Source organism: Streptomyces sp. B5E4, assembly GCF_039871555.1.
Taxonomy (GTDB): Bacteria; Actinomycetota; Actinomycetes; order Streptomycetales; family Streptomycetaceae; genus Streptomyces.
The window spans coordinates 41,132-64,111 of record NZ_JBDPMI010000002.1 but is presented as its reverse complement, the minus strand read 5'-3'; the positions used below and the strand labels follow the sequence as shown (position 1 = coordinate 64,111).

The following is a 22,980-nucleotide window of genomic DNA, read 5'->3' as shown; positions in this document are numbered from 1 at the left end:
TCGGCCGACCGGCCATTCAACCACGACAACAATCAATTGGAGAATCCGAAATGCCTGCAGTCCTCGTCCATGGTGTACCTGATACCCACCGGCTTTGGGACACCGTCCGTTCCTATCTTCAACGCGAAGATATTGTGACGATCGATCTCCCCGGGTTTGGCATACCCCTACCAGCGGGATTCACGTCGACGAAAGAAGAGTATCTCGATTGGCTTATTAAGAAGATCGAAGAAATCGGCGAACCCGTCGACCTGGTCGGTCATGATTGGGGGTCTCTACTCACGGGCCGTCTCGCGTCTATCCGACCAGATCTGGTGCGGACATGGACAGGCATCAGCGGACCAATCGATCCGGAGTATCCGTGGCACTATCTTGCCAAGATCTGGCAAACGCCAGGCGAGGGCGAGCAATGGATGGCGGACCTCGACCTTGAGGCGTTCGCAGCAAGCCTCAACGAGGCGCAGATGCCGCGCGACGCGGCAAACGAATCGGTCCGGCATCTCGATGCCACTATGAGAGCAAGCATTCTCGCCCTTTACCGTTCGGCGATCGAGGTCGGGGCGGAGTGGAAGCCAGGTTTGAGCAACGTGACCGCACCAGCGCTAGTGATCTGGGGCCTGGACGATCCGTTTCTTCCTCACCGCTTCGCCGACGAGCTCGGTAATGCCACACGCGCACGTGCCGTCTTCAAGCTGCGCAGCTCGCACTGGCCGATGATAGAGCGTCCGGCCGATGTCGCGCGCGAACTCGAGGCCCATTGGGCTCACGTGTAAAACCTGCGCTTGGGTCACTCGGGCTCAAACCCCGCGGCCGCTACGCGAACGGCAACAATTGTTCGCTCGCCATGGTGAGCCCGAGTGCCCACGCATTTTTCCGGAAACGAATCATCGTGACGCAGCCCGGAGAGCGTTGCCGGGGCTGCACACGGCAGGAGCATCCTAATGACGAATTCAGCAAATACCCGGATCGGCGTCGGCCTTATCGGAGCTAGTGCCGATCGGGGTTGGGGCGGAATTGCTCACGTCCCGGCGCTGCAGGCGCTCGACGCGTTCCAGATCCGCGCCGTCAGTACGACTCGTATGGAGAGCGCGAACGCGACCGCTCGTCGGCTGGGCGCCGATCTCGCCTTCGACACACATGAGGCTCTGGTCGTGCGACCGGAGGTCGACCTGGTGGTGGTTGCGGTCAAGGTGCCGGAGCACAAGCAGATTGTTTCCGACGCGCTGGCCGCGGGCAAGATGGTTTATTGCGAATGGCCGCTCGCAAGAAACCTATCGGAGGCCGAAGCGCTGGAGGGGTTTGCCCGCGAGCGGCGGCTGCGGACGGTTGTCGGGTTGCAGGGCGGCCTGCACCCGCCGATCCTCTTCCTTCGCGACCTCATCGCGCAAGGCGTGATTGGCAAGCCGCTCAGCACGAGCATCCGAGCGCATTTGACCGACGACATGTGGGTCGGCCGATATGACCCACCGGTCGAGTACATGGCTCACGCAAAGCATGGCGCCACGCTTCTGAGCATCATGCTCGGCCACGGGCTCGAACCGCTTGCGCGCGTGCTCGGCACGTTCGAGAGTCTGTCCGCCGTCGTCGCCAATCAGCGCGGTGACGGCGTCCGCCTCTCCGATGGCGCGTCGCTGCCGAAGGACGCGCCGGATGAGATCGTCGTCGCCGGCGTTCTCGAAAGCGGGATCGTCACTTCGCTGCACTACAGCGCCGGGCAGTCTGCCGGCTCGGCGATGGTATGGGAGATCCAGGGCACCGAGGGCAGTGTGCGTGTGGAGTCGGCGTCGGGCTACATCCATTTCACCGATTTCACCATCATGCTGCGCCGCGGCAGCGAGCCTGTCCAAGTGCTACAGGTCCCCCCCGCTTATGCGGCTCCTGACCTGCAACTCGACGCACCCGCAGCGGGGGTCGCCCGCCTCTACGCCCAGTTCGCCGCCGACCTCCGCGGCGGAACCGCCGATGCGCCGGATTTCGCGGTCGCAATCGATCGCCACCGGGTACTCGAGGCGATCACACGGGCCGCTGAAACAGGTCATCGGCAGCATCTGTCCCGCCCCGACCGAATGAACTCCAATCTTTGAACCCGGGAGAGGCACTGCCGCAGGACCCGAGGAGATGGCGATCCGCGAGCTACTGTAGATGCCGCGGAGCGGCAGGCCTCGGCGGAGTTAGCGATCGCAGCGGCCGAGGCGAAGCTGAGGCGATTCCCGGTGAGAACGGCGAGGCCCGGATGGCTTCTGCCGCTCACCCATGTCCTGTTCCCGGCCGTGGCAGTCGGGGTCACGACGGTGTTACTCAACCGCGGCACTGCCGACGCAGCCATCGCGGCTGCGATCGTGGGGTTGACCGGCGGCGTGCTGGCGCTTGGCGGGGTCGGCGCTGCCTACCTCTGGTACGACTCGCGAGGGCGAGAACGATTCGGCATCGTGATCCCGCTCGTGATGATCGTGCTGACGATGCTTCAGGGGGCGTTGGCACTCGCGCTCCGTCTGGGGTGGTCGGGAGTCGCGAGTAGCCTGTTGATCATCGTCGGCGGGTTTATCGCGCTGCGGTATCCGAGGCGCTCTGCGGCTCGGCCTGTGACCTGGACGGTCAAGGCGTGGGCGCTGGCGAGCGTGCGCCGCTCGATCGAACGCGGTCGCGACCGGGCTGAAGCAGAGCGAGCGCGGGCTGTGGCGGAGATCGACGCGCGAACGAACCCGCTGAAGCGCTGGCTGCGCAAGACCAACCTCAACGTCCCACAGCGGGCCAGCCAACGAGCCGGATAATATCGGCCGCCGATGTCGGTGCCCCTCGCTAATCTCTATCCCAACTGGAGAGGCTTGAGCGTGGCAGTCCGCCTGAATTCGACGACCCAGCGATTCAGGAGGATATGCAGATGGAGACGCTCTCGCGCGAGTTCGACGATGCGGTGTCGAATGTCACGATCAGTCCCGATAAGCGGCTCTTCGCAGATGAGGGTGTAGTAACGGGGCGCCCGATCGGCGCCGGGTAGAGGTCGAGGCCCTCCAAGATGGAAGTTCAGACCGCGACTACACCCCTGATTGCGAAGAGCCCCACATGGACACGGACACGATTCCGTGGCAGCAGCGCACCATGCTCGACCCGTTCGTGGCGCTGAGCGTTGCCGCGAGCGTCACCGAACGGGTGCTGCTGGGCACTTCCGCCCTCGTCGCACCCTGGTACTCCCCCTTGCTGCTCGCCCGGTCGCTGACCGGTGTCGACGTGGTGAGCGGGGGACGTCTCATCACCGGCCTCGAAACCGGCTGGTCGCCCGAGGAGTACCAGGGAGTGGGCGTTCCCTGGCAGGAGCGGGGCGCGTGGCTGGACGAGTGTCTGGACGTGCTGGAAGCCGTGTGGACCACCGAGCCCGTCGCGCGACACGAGGGCAGGCACTACACCTTCCCCGCCGCCCACATCGGGCCCAAGCCGCTCCAGCGTCCCCGGCCCCGATCTGCCTGTCCGGCTTCGCCCCGGCCTCCCGACGCCGGGCGGCCCGCCGCACGGACGGCGTACTTCCCGTCGCGGTGCCCGTCCGGGGTTCCGCATTCGACCCCGCCACCGTGATCAACCAGCCGCTGCGGGAAGTCCGCCGCCTCGCCGGGGCCGAGGGCCGCGACCCGGCCGGCATCGACGCCATCCTGAGGATCAACCCCACCATCGAGTCAACCGTGCCGGAGATCGCGGACGTCATCCTCCGTACGGGAGACGAGACGGACGTCGACCACGTCTTCGTCGACTTCGTCCACTTGGCCGGCCAAGGCGTGGACCAGGCCCTGGAACTGCTGCGTCAGACGATGGAACTGTCCCGCTGAACGCCGAGCCGCAAGACGGCGCGGTCCGCCCCGGGGGCCGCGTCATCGTGTCGGTCCCCCGCGCGCGGTTGAGGTGGCGGCATAGAGCCAACGGCGAAGGACGAGGGTCACAGCCGGCATCATCAGATACGTCATCAACGTACTGAACAGCAGCGCGAGCATCAGCACCCGCGCCACAAGCGGCCACGCACGGAGCGCCGGCCCCAAAAGACCGTTGCCGATCAGGGAGATCGGGAGTACGGCCGCGAAGGCGGCGAGCGCCATCTTCCACCGAGGCGGCGCCGTCGTGGGCGTGTCGTGCGCAGTGGTGAACAGGGTCTCCATGCCGGAGAGTTCGCGACGCGCCACCTCGCTCTGATGATGGCCCTCGCAGTGGTCGAACAGTGCGGCCCGCTCAGGTGACGTCGTCCAGTGCCGCGCGGACTCCTGGTCGCGGAACCGGTGGATCAGAACCCATGGCCCGGCGGCCGTGGCAGGCCGGAACAACCCGTCCCCCAGGTGTCCGGGAAACGCTGAGGCGGTGTCGGTCACCCGCCCGAACCACTCCCGGAAGTCCTGCTCGTAGCCGGGTTCCACAGCTCGCGCGGTCAGCAGGGTGACGTCGGCCGGGCCGACGTCGTCCGTCTCGGTCATCGATTCTCATTCCGCCGTCGAGAGCTGTCAGAGCTGCGGTGCCACATGCACGAGGTGCTTGGTCTCCTGGAATTCCTCGATCCCGCGGATGCCGTTCAGGCGGCCCACTCCCGACTGCTTGAAGCCGCCCTCCTCGAACTGGTCGTGGACCATGGCCCAGGTGTTGGTCCAGACGGTCCCGGCCCGCAGTTCGCGGCCGACGCGCAGGGGGCGGTCGACATCACGGGTCCAGATGCTCGCGGCCAGGCCGAACTCGGTGGCGTTGGCACGCGCCACGGCGTCGGCCTCGGAGTCGAACACCTCGAAGGTGGCGACCGGCCCGAACACTTCACGCTGCACGATCGGCGAGGACACGTCGGCGACCTCGATCAGGGACGGCCCGAGGAGCGCCCGATCCCGCTTGCCCCGCACGAGGACGGTGGCGTAGTCGGCCGCGGCGGCCACGGTCTGTTCGACCCGTTGGGCGTTTCCTTCGTCGATCATGGCGCCCATCTCGCTGGCGGGGTCGTCGCCGGGCCCGACCCGGACCGTTTCGAGGGCGGCGACGAGCCGCCGCCGGAGTTCGTCGGCCACGCCGCGCTGGACCAGTATCCGACTGCCCGTCATGCAGAACTGGCCCGCGAACATGGTGACGGCCTTGGTGAGCACGGGCACGACGGCGTCCAGGTCGGCGTCGTCGAAGACGAGCATCGGCGTCTTTCCGCCCAGCTCCATGGACAGCGTTTTCAGCGTCGGGGCGGCCTGTTCCATGATCACGCGGCCGACCGCGGTGGAGCCGGTGTAGCTGATCACGTCGACGTCCGGGGAGGAGACCAGCTCCGGAGCCCCGGCGTTGCCGCTCTCGGTGAAGACGTTGAACACGCCCGGGTCCAGGCTCGGCGTGTCGGCGACGATCTCGCTCAGCACTCCGTTGACGAGGCCGGTCTGCGCCGGCATCTTCATGACCACGGTGCAGCCGGCCGCCAGGGCGGGTGCGAAGGATCGCGCCGAGAGGATGACCGGTGAGTTCCACGGCACGATCACCGCGGCGACGCCCGCGGCTTCGCGCAGGGTCATCGAGTACATGCCGGGCCGCACTTCCCCGGCCCTGCCGTGGTCGGTGAGGGAAAGCGCCGCGTGGTAGCGGAGCTTGGGCACGGTGCCTTCGACTTCGAGGGCCGCCTCGGCGAGTACTTTCCCGTTCTCCCGCGCCAGGAGGGTGATCAGTTCGTCCTTGCGCTGCGCGAGCCGGTCGGCCAGTTCGTGCAGCGCTGCCGCACGCCGGTGACGGTCGCGGGACCAGGCGGTGGAGTCGAAGGCCCTTCGGGCCGCGGCCACGGCGGCCCTCGCCTCCCGCGCACCGCCGTCGGCGAAGGTGCCGAGCAGGCCGTTGGTCGCGGGGCTGCGTGACTCGCCGCGGGAGCCGGAGTCCTGCCACTGCCCGTCGATGTAGTGGCGCGCGTGGGGCAGGGTTTCGGACGTGGGCATGAGGTGACCTCTCGTCATGCGTCGCACGGCGTTTCGCCGCGGGTCCGCGGGACAACGTCAGCGACGCTACAAATCAGGGCCGGTGAGCGAATCGGGCGGGCAATCCGTCGTTTCCGCCGGCGGTGTCGTGTGCCCGCTCCGCCGCGGCCTACCTGCGCTCACGTCGGCTCGCAACCGGCGTGGAGGTGGCTCAGCTCGGTTCGGGTGTTGATGCCGAGCTTGGCGAACACGTTCCCGAGGTGGTGGCCCACGGTGCGGTGGCTGATCCGCAGCTGTACGCCGATCTCGCGATTCGTCAGCTGTTCGGCGGCCAGTTGGGCGACTCGCTGTTCCTGGGCGGTGAGCCGGTTCATCGCCCTGGTGTCCGAGCTTCCCCGGCGTCCCGGCGCTCCGGTGAGGTCCTGCTCGCGCTGCGCGCGTTGGCGCAGCGGCTCGGCACCGAGCCGGTCGAACGCCTCCAAGGCGGCGCCGATCCGGACGCGCGCATCGGTCCGCCGGCGGCCCCGTCGCAACCACTCGCCGTAGGACAACTGAGCGCGCGCGTAGAGCAGCGGGTGGGATCGGGCACCCGGCACGTCGAGTGCGGCCCGGAAGGCACCCTCGGCCCGGGCGCCGCCGAGGAGCCCGCGCGTGACGTGCGCGGCACAGCGGGCCCACGGCGCTCCCGTGCGCCGCGCCCAGGCTTCGAGCACCCGTACCCGTTCGTCCGCGAGGTCGCTTCTGCCGACGCGCACGGCCGCCTCGGCCGTGTCGAGAGCGGCCAGGAGCGCGAAGGTCGGGTGTTCCGCGCCATGGCCCGGCTCGGTCAGGCGCACCAGGATGTCCAGTGCTTCCTCGGGACGCTCGCGAAACAGCGAGGCCATGCCGCGGTTCCAGTACGCGGCGGCGCTCAGCGCGCGGACGCCCTGCGGGAGTGACGTCTCCAGAGTCCTGGCGGTGGCCTCCGCGACGGCGCGTTCGTCACCACGCGCCGCGGCGAGCCAGCCCAGGCTGGTGCGGCAGTGGGAGGCGATGTGGTCGGCACCGAGGTCCTGGGCCAGCCGCAGTCCCTCCGCGGCCGAGGACTCCGCTTGCGGCCAGCGGCCGGCAGCGTTGTCGAGCATCGCGGTCTGGGCCAGGGCGGCGGCGAGCCGAGCGCGCTCGCTGCGCCGCCGCAGGTGCGGTAGCCGGCGGCGCAGCGCATCCGCCATCGGCTTGTCGATCCCCCAGGCCAGGGCGAGGGGTGTCGGCGGCAGCAACGGCAGGATGGTCGTACGGGCCCGCGCGGCGGCATCACCGAGGTCGGGGGTGTCCGCCGGCGCCGCGTCGGCAGACACGTCGTCGCTCCACCAGGCAAGCGTGCCGGGCAATCCGGTCCGGCCCGCGACGTCGTCTTCGCGCAGCAGTTCCAGCGCTCTGTCCCGCAGGTCGCCGCGTCCGACGGACCAGGCGGCGCGCATGGCCAGCGTGCCCAGTTCCAGCGCCGTTCCCGGTTCCGGGACGCGCTTCATGTCGGTGATCAGGAAGTGGTGCGCCATCTCGGGCATGCCCCGGGCGAACTCCATGATCCCCCGCAGTCCCCGGCTCCGCCGGGCGACGTGAGCACCGGGGGCAAGCCGTTCCGCGTCATCGAGCAGGCGCTCCGCCGTGGCTCCCCACCCGGCGTCCCAGGAAGCCCGGGCCGCCTCGGCAAGGCGTTGTGAGCCGTCGATCGGTGCGGCCGACAGTTCGGCGGCCCGCCACCACGCCCGTGCCGCCGTGTTCGTGGCCCCGCGGAGCCGGGAGCGGGCGGCGGTCCGTTCGAGGAGCCGCGCGACGTCCTCATCGCGTCCGTGGGCCAGGGCGGCGAGATGCCATGCGCGCTCCTCCGCCTCGTCCGGCATCGTGGCGGCCAGGGCGCGGTGAGCCCGGCGCCTCGTCGCGGCACCGCAGCCCTCGTAGACGGCTCTGCTCACGACAGGGTGCCGGAAACCGACGCGGTTGCCCGCCACGTGGAGCAGGCCCGCGTTGGTCACTTCCTCCCAGACGGCGTCACCGGCACCCGACGCACGGCCGGCCCGCTGCACCGTGAGCCGGTCGCCGTGCTCCTCGGCCGCCGCGAGCACGGTCAGCAACTGCGCCGGAGGGCTCAGGGCCTCGATCCCGGCACGGAAAGCCCGCTGCAGGCGCGGCCCGACGGGCGGTCGTCCTCGCTTCCGGCGATGCTCGGCGTCGTCGATGTCGCCCCCGAGCGCGGCCAGTTCGTGCAGCGCCAAGGGGTTGCCCCCGGCCTCCCGGACCATGTTCCGCGTCGTCGCCTTGTCGGTGAGCGGCGCCACGGCCGCCACAAGCTGCCGCGCGCTCTCGTCGCTCAGGCCGTCGACCCGCACGTCGGCCACGCCTTCCCAGGGCCGGGCGGCCGGATCGCTGTGATCGGCGAGCACGACGACGACGGGATGCGCTCCCACGCGTCGAGCGACGAACCCCAGGCACAGCGCGGTGGCCTCGTCGAGCCACTGCCCGTCGTCCACCACGACGAGCACGGGCTGCCGCTCGGCGAGTCCGCAGAGCAGCGACAGCACGGCCGCCCCGACCACCAGGCGGTCCGTCGGCTCACCGCTCAGCCCGAGCGCGGTACGCACAGCGGCGGCCTGGGCCGTCGCCAGCAGCTCGACACGATCGGCCAGCGGTCGCAGCAGCCCGTGCAGCCCCGCGAAAGCCAGGTCCGACTCGGGCCGGGTGGCCGAGTGGCCCAGCCGGACGAAGTCCGCGGCCTGGCCGTGCACGTGGCGAAGCAGAGCTGACTTGCCGATACCCGGCTCGCCCCACACCACGAGCGCGCCACCGCTCCCGCCGCGGGCCTGCGTAAGCAGCCCGTCGAGAACCGCGGTCTCCTCGCGGCGTCCGAACAGCTCCGTCGGCGCTGCCGCTGTCGCAGCTCCGTCACCGGGCCCGCCACGCGCCCACCGCATCACGTCACGCGTTCGGACTGGACGAGTTCGCGGGCGCGCGGCGCGACCTCGTGACCGAAGAGGTTCAGGTCGGCAGGCTCGTCCGAGGCGAGGATGAACCCCGATACGCCGTACTGCAGGGCGAGGTCGGCGATCTGTTCGGCCCAGTCGCCGGGAGTCCCCTGCAGCAGGCCGCCGCCGGCGCCGGACGTGAATCGGCCGCTCAGGTTGAGCAGGCGGCTGACCGCCGCGGGCTCCCGACCGGCGGCGGAGGCGGCCTCGTCGATCTGTTGGTTCATCGCGCGCAGCGATGCCGGGCCCTCGGGCAGGAATCCCAGGGAGGGCAGCCAACCGTCGGCGATCTTGCCCGTCAACCGGAGCATGCGCGGCTTGTAGGCACCGATGCGGATCGGGATGCGATGGGCGGGCGCCGGCCCGCGCTTGGCGCCGTTCACGGTGTAGAACTCCCCCGTGACACCGAGGGGACCGGTCTCGTCGGTGGCCCACAGCCCCCGGATCACGTCCACGGCCTCCTCCACCGCCCGCACGGCCTGGGCCGGTTCGAGCCGGCGGCCTCCCATCGCGACGATGCCGTCCCAGAACGCGCCCGCGCCGATGCCCAGTTCGACTCGCCCACCGGTCAGCCGGTCCAGGCTCGCGGCGGCGCGGGCCAGTACGGCGGGGGGCCGCAGCGGAAGGCTCAGCACGTTGCCGCTGATCCGGATCCGTTCGGTGCGTGCGGCGACGTACGACATCAGGGTCCAGGTGTCCTGGAACGCCGACTGGTAGGGGTGGTCCTGGAAGCTGACCAGGTCGAGGCCGGCCCTCTCGGAGGTCAGGGCCAGCTCGACCGGCGCCTGAGGCGGGCGGGCGGTGGGGGTGATGAAGCTGCCGAACCACAGTTCGTGGCCGTAGTCGCTCATGGGGTGCTTCCTCCGGGGTGGTTCGCGGCGGGCGTGAGGGCGAAGTTGTCGCTGAACACGCCCTCGGGGTCGTAGACGCTCTTCAGCTCACGCAGACGCGAGAGGGTCCGTGGGGGCCAGGCCGCGGCGATCCGCTCGGCCCGGAGGCTGGACTCGAAGCTGATGTAGAGGCCGTCGAGGAAGGGGCTCAGCCGGGCCCAGGCCCGGTCGACCACCTCGTCGGCACCGCCCATCACCACGAGCGAGAAGTTCGCGTCGCGGTGGGCGTAGGCCGTGGCGTCCGCGGGAACATCGGCGACGGCGCCGCCGACCGAGCGGAGCTGGAACCATCCGATCGCACCGCTGCGGATCACGCGAGCCGCCGCCGCGGCGAACTGCGGGGTCACGTGCCGGAGCAGACCGCTGCGTGAGACCGGTTCACCGTGGGAGACCGGTGGGTCATCGCTCGCGTTGTCCATCACGGCCGCGTAGGACGTGATGACGATGTCCTGGTCGTACATCGCGGAGATCGCGGCCAGTGGCTCCAGCCGGGCCCGCACGGTCTCCGGGTCCGAGGAGTCGACCATGGTGCGGCTCACCGCGAGCGCTGGTCGCCCGCCGCGCGGGGGCGGCACGATGACGAAGCTGGTGAGGTCCCGCGGTGAGTCCTCGACCGCCCGGCCCCACTCGACGAGGTAGCGCTCGAGGTCGCTCGCGTCCTGGGTGAGCCGGGCGAAGGCGACCGCGCCCACGTCGTCGGCCTCGAACTCGAAGGCAGTGACGATCCCGAAGTTCGCGCCCGCCCCTCGCACTGCCCAGAAGAGATCGGGGTTCTCCGAATCGTCCGCCCGCACGACGGAGCCGTCCGCGAGCACCATCTCCACGGCCCGCAGGCGGTCGATGGTCAGTCCGTGCCCGCGCGCGAGGTACCCGATGCCCCCCGCCGTGGCCAGGCCGCCCACCCCGACACCCCCGTAGTCGCCCGAACTCAGCGCCCAGCCGTAGGGCTCCAGTGCGGCCGCCACCTCGGCCCAGCGCGCACCCGGGCCGATGCGCACCCGGCGTGTCTTCCTGTCGAGCACCTCGATCGCATTCATCAGTGACACGTCGATGACGATCCCGCCGTCATTGGTGGAGCGGCCGGAGACCCCGTGTCCGGCGCTGCGCCGAGACAGGGCCACGCCGGGATGCCGGCGGGCGAACGCGAGCGCCTGGGTCACCTGCTCGTTCGTCGCCGCCCGCAGGATGATGCCGGGCGCACCGCCGCGCAGGTACCCGGACCGCAGCCGGGCGTAGGCCGGATCACCGGGCTCGACGACCTCGGCCATCTCCGGCGGAGCGCCCTCGTAGTCGATCCCCGGCCGGCGCCTGGCGCGCACGGCGGACCGCCGGACCCGCGCGCCCGACCATCCGCGCGGAAGCACCGCGTCCACGGCCGCCCGCAGGGCCGGGGCGACCTCGCTCGCGAAGCCTGCCGCGACGTCTCGCTCCACCGTGTCCAGCACGATGGTGCCCACCCCGTGCTCGACGACGAGTGGCAGCAGGTCGTTCACCCAGTCCGCGGCGGTCCCGGTGAACCTGCCTGTCCGCTCGCCGAAGCCACCGCGGATCGTGACCCGTCTGCGGATCTCGCGGGGATCGCGGCCTGCCCCTCGCGCCGCCTCGTCGACTGCGCGGTTGCCCTGCGTCAACGTGACGGCGTCGCACCCCGTCGACCACTCGTCAGCCCGCAGCCCGACCAGCCGGAGCAGGTCTTGGCCCTGGCCGTCCACGGAGATCGGCACGTCGTGCGCGGGCGCGGCCTTCTCAGCTCCCGCGAGACGGTAGAAGCGGCCGGTGAACCGGCCAAGGCCACGGTCGAGGACATTCCAGAGCTCGCGAACGACGGCGATCGCTTCACCCAGTGCCGCGACCGAATCGGCTGTCCCGGACGCGGCGGTTGGCGGGCCCGCTCGGAAAGCCAGTTCGACCCTGCCTTCGGTGAGCCGATCCAGGCTTGCGACGGCTCGTGCGAGCATCGCCGGATGGAGGGTGGCGGGGCGTGCCTCCAGCACCAGTCCGAGAGAGACCGTCGCCGCGGCGATCCAGGACGCCACAGTCGACGGTTCGAGATCGTCGCCGGCGGTTCCGGCCGGGACGACCAGCAAGTCCAGTCCCCACTGCTCGGCCAGGCCCGCCACTGCGACCAACCGGCCGGGACCGCAGTCGGCGTCAGAGGGCAGGTGCAGCCCGAACCTCAGCGCATGCCCGTAGTTCATCGCGCGTGGTGACAGGCCGAGTGTGCGTTCATGGACCAAGGCTGCACGCCGATGATCACAGGAAACAAACGGGACATGACCAGGTCATCAAAAGTGACACGCTCCAGTATCGTGACCGTATGACCGGTCCTCGACAGCCCGATGATTCCTCCGCCACCGCGGGCCAGAGCCGCCCGGAAGCGGGCTACGAACACATCGACGACGACGTGTGCCGCAGTTTTCAACGCTCGGTCGAGATCGTGGGCAAGAAGTGGAGCGCCGCGGTGCTTCTGGCGGCGATGCGGGGCGCGCGCCGATTCGTCGACTACCGAGCGCGGATCCCCGGAATCTCGAACCACCTTCTGTCCCAGCGTCTGCGTGAGCTCGAGGGCCACCGACTCATTGAGCGGCTCGTGGTACCGACGACGCCGGTCCAGATCACGTACCGGCCCACCGAACAAGGCGCCAGCCTGATGCGTGTCCTGCATCCGCTGATCGAATGGAGTGCCAAGAACGAGGACATGGACACCTGACGAGCCGGTCGCATGCCGCCCACGCACCCGATCCGTTGCGTACCGGGACCGGTGATTGCGCGGGCGGCCGCTCGCGGTGTGGCTTCAGCGGTGCGGGGACAGGAACGGGTTACGGGACCAGGACGATCTTTCCCGTGGTGTGGCCGGCCATGATCTCGCGGTGGGCAGTGGCGGCCTCGCGCAGAGGGTAGCTGTCCGCGATCACGATGCGCAGGCGGCCTGCAGTCGCGGCTTCCGTGAGCTGCAGGCGGGCGGCTTCCCGGATCTCGGTGCCGGGATCCGCGCCCGGCACACCACCCAGGAGCTTGATTCCCACGCGAACCCCGCGCTCGTGGCCCGCGATGGTGGCGATACGCAAGCGGTCCGGCACCAGCTCCACAGAGACGTCCACCGCCTCCTCGGTGCCCACGAGATCGGCAGCCGCGTGCACGCCCTCCGGCGCCACCGCGCGCACCCTGTCCGCCAGTCCCGGCCCGTAGACGACCGGGATCGCTCCCAGCTCTCGCAGGAGGTCGTGCTTGCCCCGGCTCGCCGTGGCCACAACCGTCGCGCCGCGTGCCACCGCGAGCTGCACGGCCACGAGACCGACGCCCCCCGCGGCACCGTGGATCAGCACCGTCTCGCCCTTGCCCAAGCCGATCGCCTCAAGCGTGTGTACGGCGGTGACCCCGGCGGCCAGCAGCCCGCCGGCCTGCTCCCAGGACAGGGCGACAGGCTTCGGCACCACGGACGAGGCCGGCACCACGATGTCGGCGGCGTAGGCACCCGGCGCCGAGTAGGTGATCACTTCGTCACCCACCGCGATCGGACCCGCGGGGCCGATCGCGTCGGCACCGACCGCTGTCACCACGCCCGCCGCCTCGACACCGAGCCGCACCGGCAGTCTCTCCGGATCGACACCGAAGGCACCGCTGTACGACTTGTAGTCGAAGGGATTGACGCCGGCCGCGCGGACCTTGATCCGTACCTCGTTCGACCTCGGCTCCGGTACGGCGACATCGATCACCGACAGGACCTCAGGGCCGCCATATGCGCCTGCCACTACTGCAATCGTTTCGCTCATACGGGAGAACAACAGTTGCGCGAGGTGCTCGATTCCTTCGGTCCAACGGGACCGATCACCCGTGTCAGGCACCATGCCGGAAGGCTGTTGTGAGGACGTGCACGCCCTGACCCGCACCGGCCGGAGCCGCCCTTCCGTGGCCGGGGAGCCCGACCTGGACTGGCACACGGTGCGCACGTAGCGAAGCCCTCGGGGTAGACCAGGTGCCGGTGTTCCTGCTCTGTCACTGCCGCGCCGGCGAAGCGGCGCCCCTCCGGATGTCCTGCACGATGACGTCGTCGATGAAGTGGTCCTCAAACTCGGCGTCGGTGAGCTCGCCGGTCATCCAGAGGTGTCGATCGCTTCCCAATCACCCCTGCCTCCTTCGACGCGCAGGGGCGCGGCACGGGGTTTCCCGCGCTCGCGCCGGTCGGTACCGGTGGTGACGTAGCCGCTGATCGCATACTGGCCCTTTCTGATGTGGACGGGGATCGGGACGGCGGGGACGACTGCCACGTTCTCGTAGGCGGTATGGATGAGGTCACGGTAGCTGCGGCGGACGTCGCACCCCAGGTCGGACAGTCAGTTGGTAAGGGTCTCGGCGGTCATGTCGAGGCTGGCGTGCGCCAGGGCCTGGTGCCCGCGGTGGTTCCGGTGAGCCGGGAGAGCCCCGCGTGCCAGTGTGTGACGTTGTAGGACGAATGACGTCTACAAGGATCACCAGGTAGGCCACTGCTCCACCGAAGCCGGAACGGCGGCGCATCCACCGCTCGAACTGGCCGAGGTTCCCGCGAGCGGGTCGGGCCGGCACCCGAGGGGTCGGCATGTCCGATGGCTTGCTCGTCCCGGCCACTGGACCCTGGACGGCGCGGCGGACGGCCGGTCACCCACGATGCGGACCTGTACAAGGACCGCAACACCGTCGAACGCCTGATCGACAAGCTCAAAGCGTGGCGCGGGATCGCCGCCCGGTACGACAAGACGCCGGACAGCTACCTCGCCGCCCTCCACCTCCGCGGCACCGTCATCTGGCGTCACAGCCTCCAACCGACACCTTGATCGCGACTCCCCACAGGCCCTAAGGCCGTTCCGGCTCCTCGGGGTCGTCGACGGCCGGCTCCTCGACCAGCGACTGCAGCGGCGGGCCCGCCACCGCGCAGTGCACGTGGCACGGCAGCTCCGGCGCCGCCGCCGCGGGCTCCCTCGCCGAGCTGATCGTCAGCCAGGACAGCACCGCCCCGCCGGCGAGCAGCCCGGCGCAGATGAGCAGGGCGATGCGGAAGCCGTCCCCGAACGCCCCGGGGTTGCGGTAGTCGTCGCCGGAGAGCCCGGCGGCCAGCGGCAGCGCGGCGACGGCGAGCAGCCCGGCGGCGCGGGCCACCGCGTTGTTGACGCCGGAGGCGATGCCGGAGTGCCTGTCCTCGACCGCGCCGAGGACGGTGGCGGTGAGCGGAGCGACCGTCGTCGCCAGGCCGAAGCCGAAGAGCACGACGCCGGGCAGCACGTCCCGTACGTACGACACGTCGGCGCCAGGACCGCCGATGCGCAGCATCAGCAGCAGCCCGCCGGCGCAGATCGCCGGGCCGACCGTCATCGGGATGCGCGGCCCGATGCGCTCCGACAGCTTCCCGGACCGCTCCGAGAGCGCCAGCATGATGAGCGTCACGGGCAGCAGCGCGGAGCCCGCGGCGATCGGCGAGTAGCCGGCGGAGATCTGCAGGTCCAGCACGAGGAAGAAGGTCACGCCGCCGAGGGCGGCGTAGACGACGAACGTGACCAGGTTCGCCGCGGTGAACTGGCGGGAGCCGAAGATCCCGGTGGGCAGCATCGGGTGGCTGCCGTGCCGCTGGACGACCACGAACGCCGCCAGTGCGGCCACCCCCACGGCGCTGGTCGCGGCCAGCAGCAGCGGGGAGACGCCCTTCTCCGGGGCGGCGATCAGGGCGTACGTCACGCCCGCCAGGCCCAGCGCGCCGAGGGCGGCGCCGGTCCAGTCGAAGCGTCCGGCGGCCGTCTCGTCGCGGCTCTCGGGGACGTGCCGGGCGGCGACGGCCACGACGACGGCGGCCAGCGGCACGTTGATGGCGAACACCCACCGCCAGCTCGCCGCCTCCACCAGCCAGCCGCCGAGCAGCGGGCCGAGGGCGCCGGCGATGCCGGCGAGGCCGGACCAGACGCCGATGGCGCGGGCCCGGTCCTCGGGGGCGAAGGACGCCTGGATGAGGGCGAGGGAGCCGGGGGTCAGCAGGGCGCCGCCGATGCCCTGGAGGGTGCGGGCGGCGATGAGGATGCCGACGTTCGGCGCCAGCGCGCACAGCAGCGAGGCGACCGCGAACCACACGGTGCCGAAGACGAAGAGCCGGCGGCGGCCGTAGCGGTCGCCGAGGGCGCCGCCGAGGAGGATGAGCGCGGCGAGGGTGAGGGTGTAGCCGTTGACGGTCCACTGCAGACCGCCGAGGGAGGCGCCGAGGTCGTCGCCGATGGTGGGCAGGGCGACGTTGACGACGGTGGCGTCGAGGAAGGTGATGCCGGAGCCGATCACCACCGCGGTCAGCAGCCAGCGCCCGGCCGGCTGCGCGAGCCGTAGATCCGCGGGTGCGCCGGCGGGCGGGTGGGATTGCGTCATGCCCCGCAGTCAACCGCACCGCCCGGCCGCGCGCACCGCACCGGGCGGCGCCGGTGATGCGGCGCGTCGGGTACCGTCCGGGTTGTGAGCGAAGCCGGTGCCGAGGGCAACCTCGAAGACAGGTCGGAGAGCAGGTCGGCGGACGGGCCGGGGGACGCGACCGGGGAACGCCCAGCCGACCGGCCCGAGGGCGTGTCCGGTTTCGAGCGCGGCACGGACGGCCCCAAGGTGATCCTCGTCGGCGTCGACGGCTCCGACACCTCCTGGCGCGCCGCCGCCTACGCCGCCGGGCTGGCCCGGCGGCAGGGCTCGCTGCTCGCGGTGGTGTACGTGCAGCCGACCCTGGCCGCCGCGGCGGCGCTCGGCGCGCCGGTGGCGGGCACGACGGCGGAGGTGGCCGAGGAGCTGGTGGCGGAGATCCGGCGGGCGGTGGAGCAGCTGCGCGGGCTGTTCGAGGTGCGCTGGGAGTTCCACACCCTGCACGGCGACGCGTACGGCGGGCTGGTGCAGGCGGCGCAGGACCTCAAGGCGGACGCGGTGATCGTCGGTGCGTCCGAGCAGGCGGGACACCGGCTCGTCGGCTCGGTGGCGGTACGGCTGGTCAAGGCGGGCCGATGGCCGGTGACGGTGGTGCCGTAGCCCCCGCGGCCGGACGCGGATCGCCCGTGTCGCGCCCCCGGCTGGTGTGCGGCACGGTGGGTTCATGACCCAGCACACGTACCGCATGACCGAGATCGTCGGCTCCTCCCCCGTCGGCGTCGACGACGCCGTCCGCAACGGCGTCGCGCGCGCCGCACAGACGCTGCGCCACCTCGACTGGTTCGAGGTCACGCAGGTGCGCGGACAACTGGAGGACGGTGTCGTGGCGCACTGGCAGGTGTGCCTGAAGCTGGGCTTCCGGCTGGAGGAACCGGACGGCTCCTGAAAGCCCTCCCCCGGGCGCGGTCACTTCAGCAGCCGGGACATCCGCCGGTCGGCCAGCGGCTTGCCGCCGGTCTGGCAGGTGGGGCAGTACTGCAGCGCCGAGTCGGCGAACGACACCTCGCGGATGGTGTCGCCGCAGACCGGGCACTTCTCCCCGGCCCGCCCGTGCACCCGCAGCCCGCCCTTCTTCTCCGCCTTCAGCCGCCCCGCTGCCACCCCGCGGGAGCGCTCGACGGCGCCGCGCAGGGTGTCACCGATCGCCGCGTAGAGCACGGCGGTCTCCTCGTCGGTGAGGTTCGCGGCGAGCTTGTACGGGGAGAGCCTGGCGACGTGCAGGATCTCGTCGGAGTACGCGTTGCCGATGCCCGCGATCGTCGACTGGTCGCGCAGCACGCCCTTGATCTGCCGCCGCTCGCCGGCCAGCAGCCCGGCGAACGCCTCCGCCGTGAACGCCGCGTCCAGCGGGTCGGGCCCCAGCCGGGCGACGCCGGGCACGTCCTGCGGGTCCCGTACGCAGTACACCGCGAGGCGCTTCTGCGTGCCCGCCTCGGTGAGGTCGAAGCCCGCACCCTCCGGCTCGGCCAGCCGCACCCGCAGCGCCAGCGGCCCCTTGCCGGGGCGCGGCGGCGCGGCCGGCAGCTTGTCCTTCCACTGCAGCCAGCCGGCCCGGGCCAGATGGATCACCAGGTGCAGCTCGTCGGCGACCGTGAGGTCCAGGAACTTGCCGTGCCGCCCGACGGCCGTGACCTCGGCGCCCTCCAGCGCGGTCAGCGGCGGGTCGTACGTCTTGAGCACGCTGATCGCGACCGGCTGCACCCGCGCGACGTAGCGCCCCACCAGGTGCTCGGTCAGGAATCCGCTGAGTGCTTCGACTTCGGGAAGCTCGGGCATGTCTTCCAGTCTGCGGCATCCTGGAGTGATGTACGAGGAGAGGCCGGCGCTGCTCGGCGGCGCGGTCGTCTGGCGCCGCCGGGACGTCAGCCCGGGCCCGTACCGGGTGCTTCCGGACGGCGGCACCGACCTGATCCTGGCGCCCGGCGGGCTGCTCGTCGCCGGCCCCGACACCCGGGCGCACGTCGGCACCGGCGTCGCGGGCGACACGTACACCGGGCTGCGCTTCGCCCCGGGGCAGGGCCCGGCGGTGCTGGGCGCGCCCGCGCACGAGCTGCGGAACCTGCGGGTGCCGCTGGCGGATCTGTGGGGCGAGCGGCAGGCCCGGATCGCGGCGGAGCAGGTCGCCGGGGCGGCGGACCCGGGTGCGGCGCTGGAGGCGCTGGCGCGGGCGCGCCTGGCGGACGCGGAGCCGCCGGAGCCGTACGTCCCGGCGGTCGTCGCGGCGCTGGCGGCGGGCCGGCCGGTGGCCGAGGTCGCGGGGGCGGTGGGGCTCGGCGAGCGGCAGTTGCACCGGCGCAGCCTGGCGGCGTTCGGGTACGGGCCGAAGACGCTGGCCCGGGTGCTGCGGATGAACCGCGCGCTGGCGCTGGCCCGGGCGGGCACGCCGCCGGCCGGGGCGGCGGCGCTGGCGGGGTACGCGGACCAGGCGCACCTGGCACGCGAGATGCGAGCGCTGGCCGGGGTGCCGCTGACGGCGCTGCTGTAGCGAGCCCCGGCCGCGCTCTTCTCGGCACGGGCCGTCAGCCGAGCGGGGCGAAGAGGTCCACGCCGTTGCCGTCCGGGTCGTGCACCTGCGCATAGCGCTGGTCCCACGCCGCGTCCCAGGGCGCCATGGCGCCCTTGTACCCCGCCTCGGTGAGCATCGCGTACGTCGCGTCGACGTCGGCGGGTCCGTCGCAGCGGAAGGCCAGGCCGATGCGCCCCTCCCCGGTCGGCGGCTCGAAGTCGGGCGCGAAGGACTTGATCGCCTCCTCCGCGTCCCACATCAGCCGCAGCCCGCCGGGCAGCGACGCCTCGACGTGCGGCTGTCCGTCGGCGTCGGCGGGGATGTCCAGGCCGAGCAGGCGGTAGAAGGCGAGGGTGGCGGCCATGTCGGCGGTCACCATTCCGATGGCGTCGAATCGTGCGGTCATGGCTCCGACCCTAGGAAGGTGCGGGCGGGCGCGTCTTGAACGAATCGGACGCGCTCACCCGGCCGGCGCAGCAGCCGCGGCCACCTCCGGGAAGGGGTACGGCAGCCCGTAGCCGCGGGTGAGGAAGTTGCCCACGGCGGGGGCGGGGGCGTTGCGGCCCTCGCCGGCGTCGAGCACGACGGTGCTGCGGCGCGAGCGGCCCAGGGTGAGGGCGGCGGCCGGCCCGGCGGGCCCGCTGCCCACGGTGATCACGTCGTCCATGGGTGTCCTCCCTTGACTCCACGCCCACTCTGCAAGTTAATGTCAACATGAAGTCGAGCGAGTCCATGACCATCGGCGAGCTGGCCGGGCGCTTCGGCCTCGCCGCCCACGTGCTGCGGCACTGGGAGGCCATGGGCCTGCTCACCCCGGCGGAACGCGTGAACGGCCGCCGGCGCTACACCTCCGACCACGTCTCCCGGGTCGCCATGATCATCGGCGGCAAGCGCGGCGGGCTCAGCCTGGAGCAACTGCGCGAGCTGTTCGCCGCGCAGGGCCCCGGCGACCGGCACGCGCTGCTGGCACGGCACCGGGAGGAGCTGCAGGAGCGGATGCGGGAGATCGAGCGGTCGAAGGCGATGATCGACCACGCGCTGGAGTGCGAGGCGCACGACTTCACCCGCTGCCCCACTTTCCAGGACCTCGTCCGCCGGCTCGCGGCCGGCGAGAGCCTGGCTCACCTCCCGGTCGGCACCGGCCCGTCCGCCGGTCCAGGCCCGCAGGAACCGCACGTCCGGGGCGGTCCGAACGGAACGGTTATCCGATAGCGTGCCCGTCCCGGCACCACCACCGCCCGCCGCACCACCCACCGCACACCGCACCACCACTGCCCGAGGTGTCCCCACCGCGGACCGAGGGCAGCACCCTGAGGTCGCCCGCAAGTCGCCCAAGAGGGAGCGAGAAGCATGGGAGCCCAAGCCGTCACCGCGGGGGTCCTGAGGGAGCGCGCGCCGGACGAGCGCCGCGTCGCCCTCACCCCCGAAGTCGTCACCCGTGTGCGCCGGTCGGGTGTCGACGTCCTCGTCGAGACCGGCGCGGGCGCGAGCGCCTGGTTCACCGACGCCGACTACACGGCCGCGGAGGCCGAGGTCGTCGGCGTGGACGAGCTGATCCGCCGCGCCGACGTCCTGCTCTGCGTCGCGCCACCCGACCGTGAGACCGCCGCCGCCCTGCGCTCCGGGCAGACGCTCATCGGCCTGCTCGACCCGCTCCGCCAGGCCCCCCTGATCGGCGAGCTGGCCGCCCGGGGGGTGACCGTCGTCAGCCTCGACCTGCTGCCCCGTACGCTCAGCCGGGCCCAGACGATGGACGCCTTGACCTCCCAGGCCAACGTCGCGGGATACAAGGCGGTGCTGCTCGCCGCCGACAACTACGACCGGTACTTTCCGATGCTGACGACGGCGGCGGGCACCTCGAAGCCCGCCGCCGTTCTCGTGCTCGGCGCGGGTGTCGCCGGGCTGCAGGCCATCGCCACCGCGCGCCGGCTCGGCGCGATCGTCACCGCGTACGACGTCCGGCCCGCGGCCCAGGGCGAGATCGAGTCGCTGGGCGCGAAGTTCCTGGAGCTGGAGGGCGTGGCCTCGGCGGCGGGCGAGGGCGGCTACGCGCGTGTGCTCACCGACGAGGAGCAGCGGGCGCAGCTCGCCGCGCTGACGGCGGCGGTGCCCCGCTTCGACGTGGTGATCACCACCGCCCGGGTGCCGGGCCGCAAGCCGCCGCTGATGGTCACGGCCGAGGCCCTGGAGCAGATGCGCCCCGGCTCGGTGGTGGTGGACATGGCCGCCAGCGAACTCGGCGGCAACGTGGAGCTGTCCGAGCCGGACAAGACCGCGGTGCTCGCCGGCGGCGTGACGCTGATCGGCGCGGGCAACCTGCCCTCCGTGATGGCGACGGCCGCCTCCACCGCGTACGCCCGCAACGTCAGCGCGCTGCTGGCGCATCTGGTGGCCGACGAGGCGGTGCACATCGACCTCGACGACGACATCCAGGCCGGCGTGGTCGTCGCGCACGGCGGCGAGGTCGTCAGCGCCGCGGTCGCCCCGCAGAACGGAGGGAACCGGTGAACCTCGATCTGCTCACCGCCGTCACGATCTTCGTACTCAGCGTGCTGGTCGGCTTCGAAGTGATCAGCAAGGTGCCGGCGACGCTGCACACGCCGCTGATGTCCGGCGCCAACTCGATCCACGGGATCGTGCTGATCGGCGCGATGCTGGTGACGTCCCTGGCCAGCGAGCCGCTGGAGTACGCGCTGGCGTTCGTCGCCGTCGCGTTCGGCGCGATGAACGTCGTCGGCGGGTACGTCGTCACGGACCGGATGCTCCACATGTTCCGCGCCCGGCCGACGCCGGGCGGCGCCAAGGGAGGTGCGGCGAAGTGAGCGATCTGGAGACCGCCGTACGGTACGTCCTGCTGGCCGCCGCCGCGTGCTTCGTGCTCGGCCTGCGGCTGATGAACTCCCCCGCCACCGCCCGCCGCGGCAACACCCTCTCGGCCGGCGCCATGGCGGTGGCGATCGCGGCGACCGCGGTGCTGCTGGCGGAGCGCGGCGACATCACCGCCACCGGCTGGCTGGTGCTGCTCTCCGCGACCATCGTCGGCTCCGGCGCCGGGCTGTATCTGGCCCGTACCGTCGAGATGACCGCGATGCCGCAGTTGGTGAGCCTGTTCAACGCGGTCGGCGGCGGCGCCGCCGCGCTGCTGGCCATCGTCGAGGTGCTCCAGCACGCGCACCCGGAAGACCTGGGCGCGCGCACCACCGTGCCGGGCGGCATCGACATCCTCATCGGCGCCATCACCTTCTCCGGCTCGCTGATCGCCGCCGGGAAGCTGCAGGGCCTGATCCCGGGCAGGCCGATCGTCCTGCCGGGCACCCGCGCGCTGAACGCCGGGCTCGCCGTGGTCTTCGCCGGGGCGGGCGTCTGGCTGGTGGTGGACCCGGGCAGCGTCGCGGCCCTGACGCTGCTGACCCTCGCGGGGCTGGTGTTCGGCGTCACGATGGTGCTGCCCATCGGCGGCGCGGACATGCCGGTGGTCATCTCGCTGCTCAACGCCTTCACCGGCACGGCGGTCGGCATGGCCGGCTTCGTGCTGAACGAGCCGGCGCTGATCATCGCGGGCGCGCTCGTCGGCGCCTCGGGCACGATCCTCACCAAGCTGATGGCGGACGCCATGAACCGCTCGATTCCGGCCATCATCGTCGGCGGCTTCGGCACCGGCGACGAGGCGGCGGCCGTGGGCACGGACGGGGACGTCCAGGTGCGCCCGGTCTCCGTCGACGACGTGGCGATCCAGCTCGCGTACGCCGGCAAGGTCGTCATCGTGCCGGGGTACGGCCTGGCGGCCGCGCAGGCGCAGCACGAGCTCGGCGACCTCGCCGATCTGCTGGAGGAGCACGGCGTGGAGGTCACGTACGCGATCCACCCGGTGGCCGGCCGGATGCCGGGGCACATGAACGTGCTGCTGGCCGAGGCCAACGTGCCGTATCCGCAGCTCAAGGAGATGGAGGAGGCGAACCCCGAGTTCCCGCAGGCGGACGTGGCGCTGGTGATCGGCGCCAACGACGTCACCAACCCGGCCGCGCGGCGGCCGGGCAACGCGATCTCGGGCATGCCGATCCTGGACGTGGACCGGGCCAAGAGCGTGGTGGTGATCAAGCGGTCGATGGGCCACGGGTACGCGGGCATCGACAACGAGCTGTACACCGCGGAGAACACCGGGATGTTCTTCACCGACGCCAAGAAGGGGCTCGCCGATCTGAAGACGGCGGTCCGCACGTTCGTCGGCTAGCGCGCCCGGGAGCAGGGGCGCCGGGGACCCGGCCGGA

At 71.6% G+C, this 22,980-nt stretch carries 23 protein-coding genes and 2 pseudogenes; 14 read left to right on the top strand and 11 right to left on the bottom strand.

Going from position 1 to position 22,980, the window contains the following annotated elements:
* Positions 1-50 precede the first annotated feature (50 nt).
* The 5 genes from ABGA99_RS02920 to ABGA99_RS02900 all read left to right on the top strand — a co-directional run bounded on the left by ABGA99_RS02920 (position 51) and on the right by ABGA99_RS02900 (position 3,818).
* Positions 51-773: an alpha/beta hydrolase gene (locus tag ABGA99_RS02920; RefSeq protein ID WP_347582098.1), complete on the top strand. Its 723-nt coding sequence runs from the start codon at positions 51-53 to the stop codon at positions 771-773.
* A 168-nt stretch (positions 774-941) separates the two neighbouring features.
* Positions 942-2,084, top strand: coding sequence for a Gfo/Idh/MocA family oxidoreductase (locus tag ABGA99_RS02915; protein ID WP_347576819.1), 1,143 nt, complete (start codon positions 942-944; stop codon positions 2,082-2,084).
* Positions 2,085-2,270: 186 nt separating this feature from the next.
* Positions 2,271-2,771 carry a hypothetical protein gene (locus tag ABGA99_RS02910; RefSeq protein WP_347576818.1) on the top strand — a complete coding sequence of 167 codons (501 nt, stop codon included), beginning with the start codon at positions 2,271-2,273 and terminating at the stop codon, positions 2,769-2,771.
* 292 nt (positions 2,772-3,063) lie between these two features.
* Complete coding sequence (locus ABGA99_RS02905; RefSeq protein ID WP_347576817.1) at positions 3,064-3,570, top strand: LLM class flavin-dependent oxidoreductase; 507 nt, start codon at positions 3,064-3,066, stop codon at positions 3,568-3,570.
* A complete protein-coding gene (locus ABGA99_RS02900; protein ID WP_347576816.1) occupies positions 3,567-3,818 on the top strand; it encodes a hypothetical protein in 252 nt (83 codons plus the stop codon). Before ABGA99_RS02905 ends, ABGA99_RS02900 begins: the two co-directional genes overlap by 4 nt.
* 42 nt (positions 3,819-3,860) lie before the next feature.
* Here ABGA99_RS02900 and ABGA99_RS02895 read toward each other — a convergent pair whose 3' ends face one another.
* From ABGA99_RS02895 to ABGA99_RS02875, 5 genes are all read right to left on the bottom strand, one after another.
* Entirely contained in the window at positions 3,861-4,451 is a 591-nt protein-coding gene (locus ABGA99_RS02895; RefSeq protein WP_347576815.1) for an antibiotic biosynthesis monooxygenase, read from the bottom strand.
* A 27-nt stretch (positions 4,452-4,478) separates the two neighbouring features.
* The gene (locus ABGA99_RS02890; RefSeq protein WP_347576814.1) at positions 4,479-5,918 is read right to left on the bottom strand and encodes an aldehyde dehydrogenase family protein; all 1,440 of its coding nucleotides are present in this window, start codon (positions 5,916-5,918) and stop codon (positions 4,479-4,481) included.
* Between the two features lie 158 nt (positions 5,919-6,076).
* Positions 6,077-8,848 (bottom strand): AAA family ATPase, encoded by a 2,772-nt coding sequence (locus tag ABGA99_RS02885; protein ID WP_347576813.1) that lies wholly within the window; start codon positions 8,846-8,848, stop codon positions 6,077-6,079.
* Entirely contained in the window at positions 8,848-9,750 is a 903-nt protein-coding gene (locus tag ABGA99_RS02880) for an LLM class flavin-dependent oxidoreductase (RefSeq protein ID WP_347576812.1), read from the bottom strand. Before ABGA99_RS02880 ends, ABGA99_RS02885 begins: the two co-directional genes overlap by 1 nt.
* Positions 9,747-11,987, bottom strand: coding sequence for an LLM class flavin-dependent oxidoreductase (locus tag ABGA99_RS02875; protein WP_347576811.1), 2,241 nt, complete (start codon positions 11,985-11,987; stop codon positions 9,747-9,749). The genes ABGA99_RS02880 and ABGA99_RS02875 overlap by 4 nt, the downstream gene beginning before the upstream one ends.
* 119 nt (positions 11,988-12,106) lie before the next feature.
* Here ABGA99_RS02875 and ABGA99_RS02870 point away from each other — a divergent pair, with 119 nt between their 5' ends.
* A complete protein-coding gene (locus ABGA99_RS02870) occupies positions 12,107-12,499 on the top strand; it encodes a helix-turn-helix domain-containing protein (RefSeq protein ID WP_023536348.1) in 393 nt (130 codons plus the stop codon).
* Between the two features lie 109 nt (positions 12,500-12,608).
* Here ABGA99_RS02870 and ABGA99_RS02865 read toward each other — a convergent pair whose 3' ends face one another.
* Together ABGA99_RS02865 and ABGA99_RS02860 are read right to left on the bottom strand one after the other, a co-directional pair.
* Entirely contained in the window at positions 12,609-13,541 is a 933-nt protein-coding gene (locus ABGA99_RS02865; RefSeq protein WP_347577029.1) for an NADP-dependent oxidoreductase, read from the bottom strand.
* 244 nt (positions 13,542-13,785) lie between these two features.
* On the bottom strand, positions 13,786-13,911 hold the full coding sequence (locus ABGA99_RS02860; RefSeq protein WP_347582097.1) for a hypothetical protein: 126 nt from the start codon (positions 13,909-13,911) through the stop codon (positions 13,786-13,788).
* Between the two features lie 500 nt (positions 13,912-14,411).
* Between ABGA99_RS02860 and ABGA99_RS02855 the strand changes: the two are divergent.
* A pseudogene (locus ABGA99_RS02855) lies at positions 14,412-14,600 on the top strand (IS5/IS1182 family transposase); the annotation flags it as partial.
* Between the two features lie 19 nt (positions 14,601-14,619).
* Here ABGA99_RS02855 and ABGA99_RS02850 read toward each other — a convergent pair.
* Complete coding sequence (locus ABGA99_RS02850; protein ID WP_347582096.1) at positions 14,620-16,167, bottom strand: MFS transporter; 1,548 nt, start codon at positions 16,165-16,167, stop codon at positions 14,620-14,622.
* A 192-nt stretch (positions 16,168-16,359) separates the two neighbouring features.
* On the opposite strand from ABGA99_RS02850, the gene ABGA99_RS02845 reads away from it, so the two are divergent.
* Positions 16,360-16,806 carry a universal stress protein gene (locus ABGA99_RS02845; RefSeq protein ID WP_347577028.1) on the top strand — a complete coding sequence of 149 codons (447 nt, stop codon included), beginning with the start codon at positions 16,360-16,362 and terminating at the stop codon, positions 16,804-16,806.
* A 64-nt stretch (positions 16,807-16,870) separates the two neighbouring features.
* Positions 16,871-17,092, top strand: coding sequence for a dodecin (locus tag ABGA99_RS02840; protein WP_347576809.1), 222 nt, complete (start codon positions 16,871-16,873; stop codon positions 17,090-17,092).
* A gap of 20 nt (positions 17,093-17,112) precedes the next feature.
* Here the strand turns inward: ABGA99_RS02840 and ABGA99_RS02835 are convergent, their stop codons facing one another.
* Positions 17,113-17,982, bottom strand: a complete 870-nt coding sequence (locus ABGA99_RS02835) for a DNA-formamidopyrimidine glycosylase family protein (RefSeq protein WP_347576808.1) — start codon at positions 17,980-17,982, stop codon at positions 17,113-17,115.
* A gap of 28 nt (positions 17,983-18,010) precedes the next feature.
* Here ABGA99_RS02835 and ABGA99_RS02830 point away from each other — a divergent pair, with 28 nt between their 5' ends.
* Positions 18,011-18,691: a helix-turn-helix domain-containing protein gene (locus ABGA99_RS02830; protein WP_347576807.1), complete on the top strand. Its 681-nt coding sequence runs from the start codon at positions 18,011-18,013 to the stop codon at positions 18,689-18,691.
* A 34-nt stretch (positions 18,692-18,725) separates the two neighbouring features.
* Here ABGA99_RS02830 and ABGA99_RS02825 read toward each other — a convergent pair whose 3' ends face one another.
* A complete protein-coding gene (locus ABGA99_RS02825) occupies positions 18,726-19,118 on the bottom strand; it encodes a VOC family protein (RefSeq protein ID WP_347576806.1) in 393 nt (130 codons plus the stop codon).
* A gap of 114 nt (positions 19,119-19,232) precedes the next feature.
* Positions 19,233-19,379: pseudogene (locus tag ABGA99_RS02820) on the bottom strand (FAD-binding protein); the annotation flags it as partial.
* Between the two features lie 47 nt (positions 19,380-19,426).
* Between ABGA99_RS02820 and ABGA99_RS02815 the strand changes: the two are divergent.
* The 4 genes from ABGA99_RS02815 (at position 19,427) to ABGA99_RS02800 (ending at position 22,943) form a co-directional block, all read left to right on the top strand.
* The gene (locus ABGA99_RS02815; protein WP_347576805.1) at positions 19,427-19,924 is read left to right on the top strand and encodes a MerR family transcriptional regulator; all 498 of its coding nucleotides are present in this window, start codon (positions 19,427-19,429) and stop codon (positions 19,922-19,924) included.
* 138 nt (positions 19,925-20,062) lie between these two features.
* A complete protein-coding gene (locus ABGA99_RS02810) occupies positions 20,063-21,220 on the top strand; it encodes an NAD(P) transhydrogenase subunit alpha (protein WP_347576804.1) in 1,158 nt (385 codons plus the stop codon).
* Positions 21,217-21,534, top strand: coding sequence for an NAD(P) transhydrogenase subunit alpha (locus ABGA99_RS02805; RefSeq protein WP_347576803.1), 318 nt, complete (start codon positions 21,217-21,219; stop codon positions 21,532-21,534). The genes ABGA99_RS02810 and ABGA99_RS02805 overlap by 4 nt, the downstream gene beginning before the upstream one ends.
* Positions 21,531-22,943: an NAD(P)(+) transhydrogenase (Re/Si-specific) subunit beta gene (locus ABGA99_RS02800; protein WP_347576802.1), complete on the top strand. Its 1,413-nt coding sequence runs from the start codon at positions 21,531-21,533 to the stop codon at positions 22,941-22,943. Before ABGA99_RS02805 ends, ABGA99_RS02800 begins: the two co-directional genes overlap by 4 nt.
* Positions 22,944-22,980: the final 37 nt, after the last annotated feature.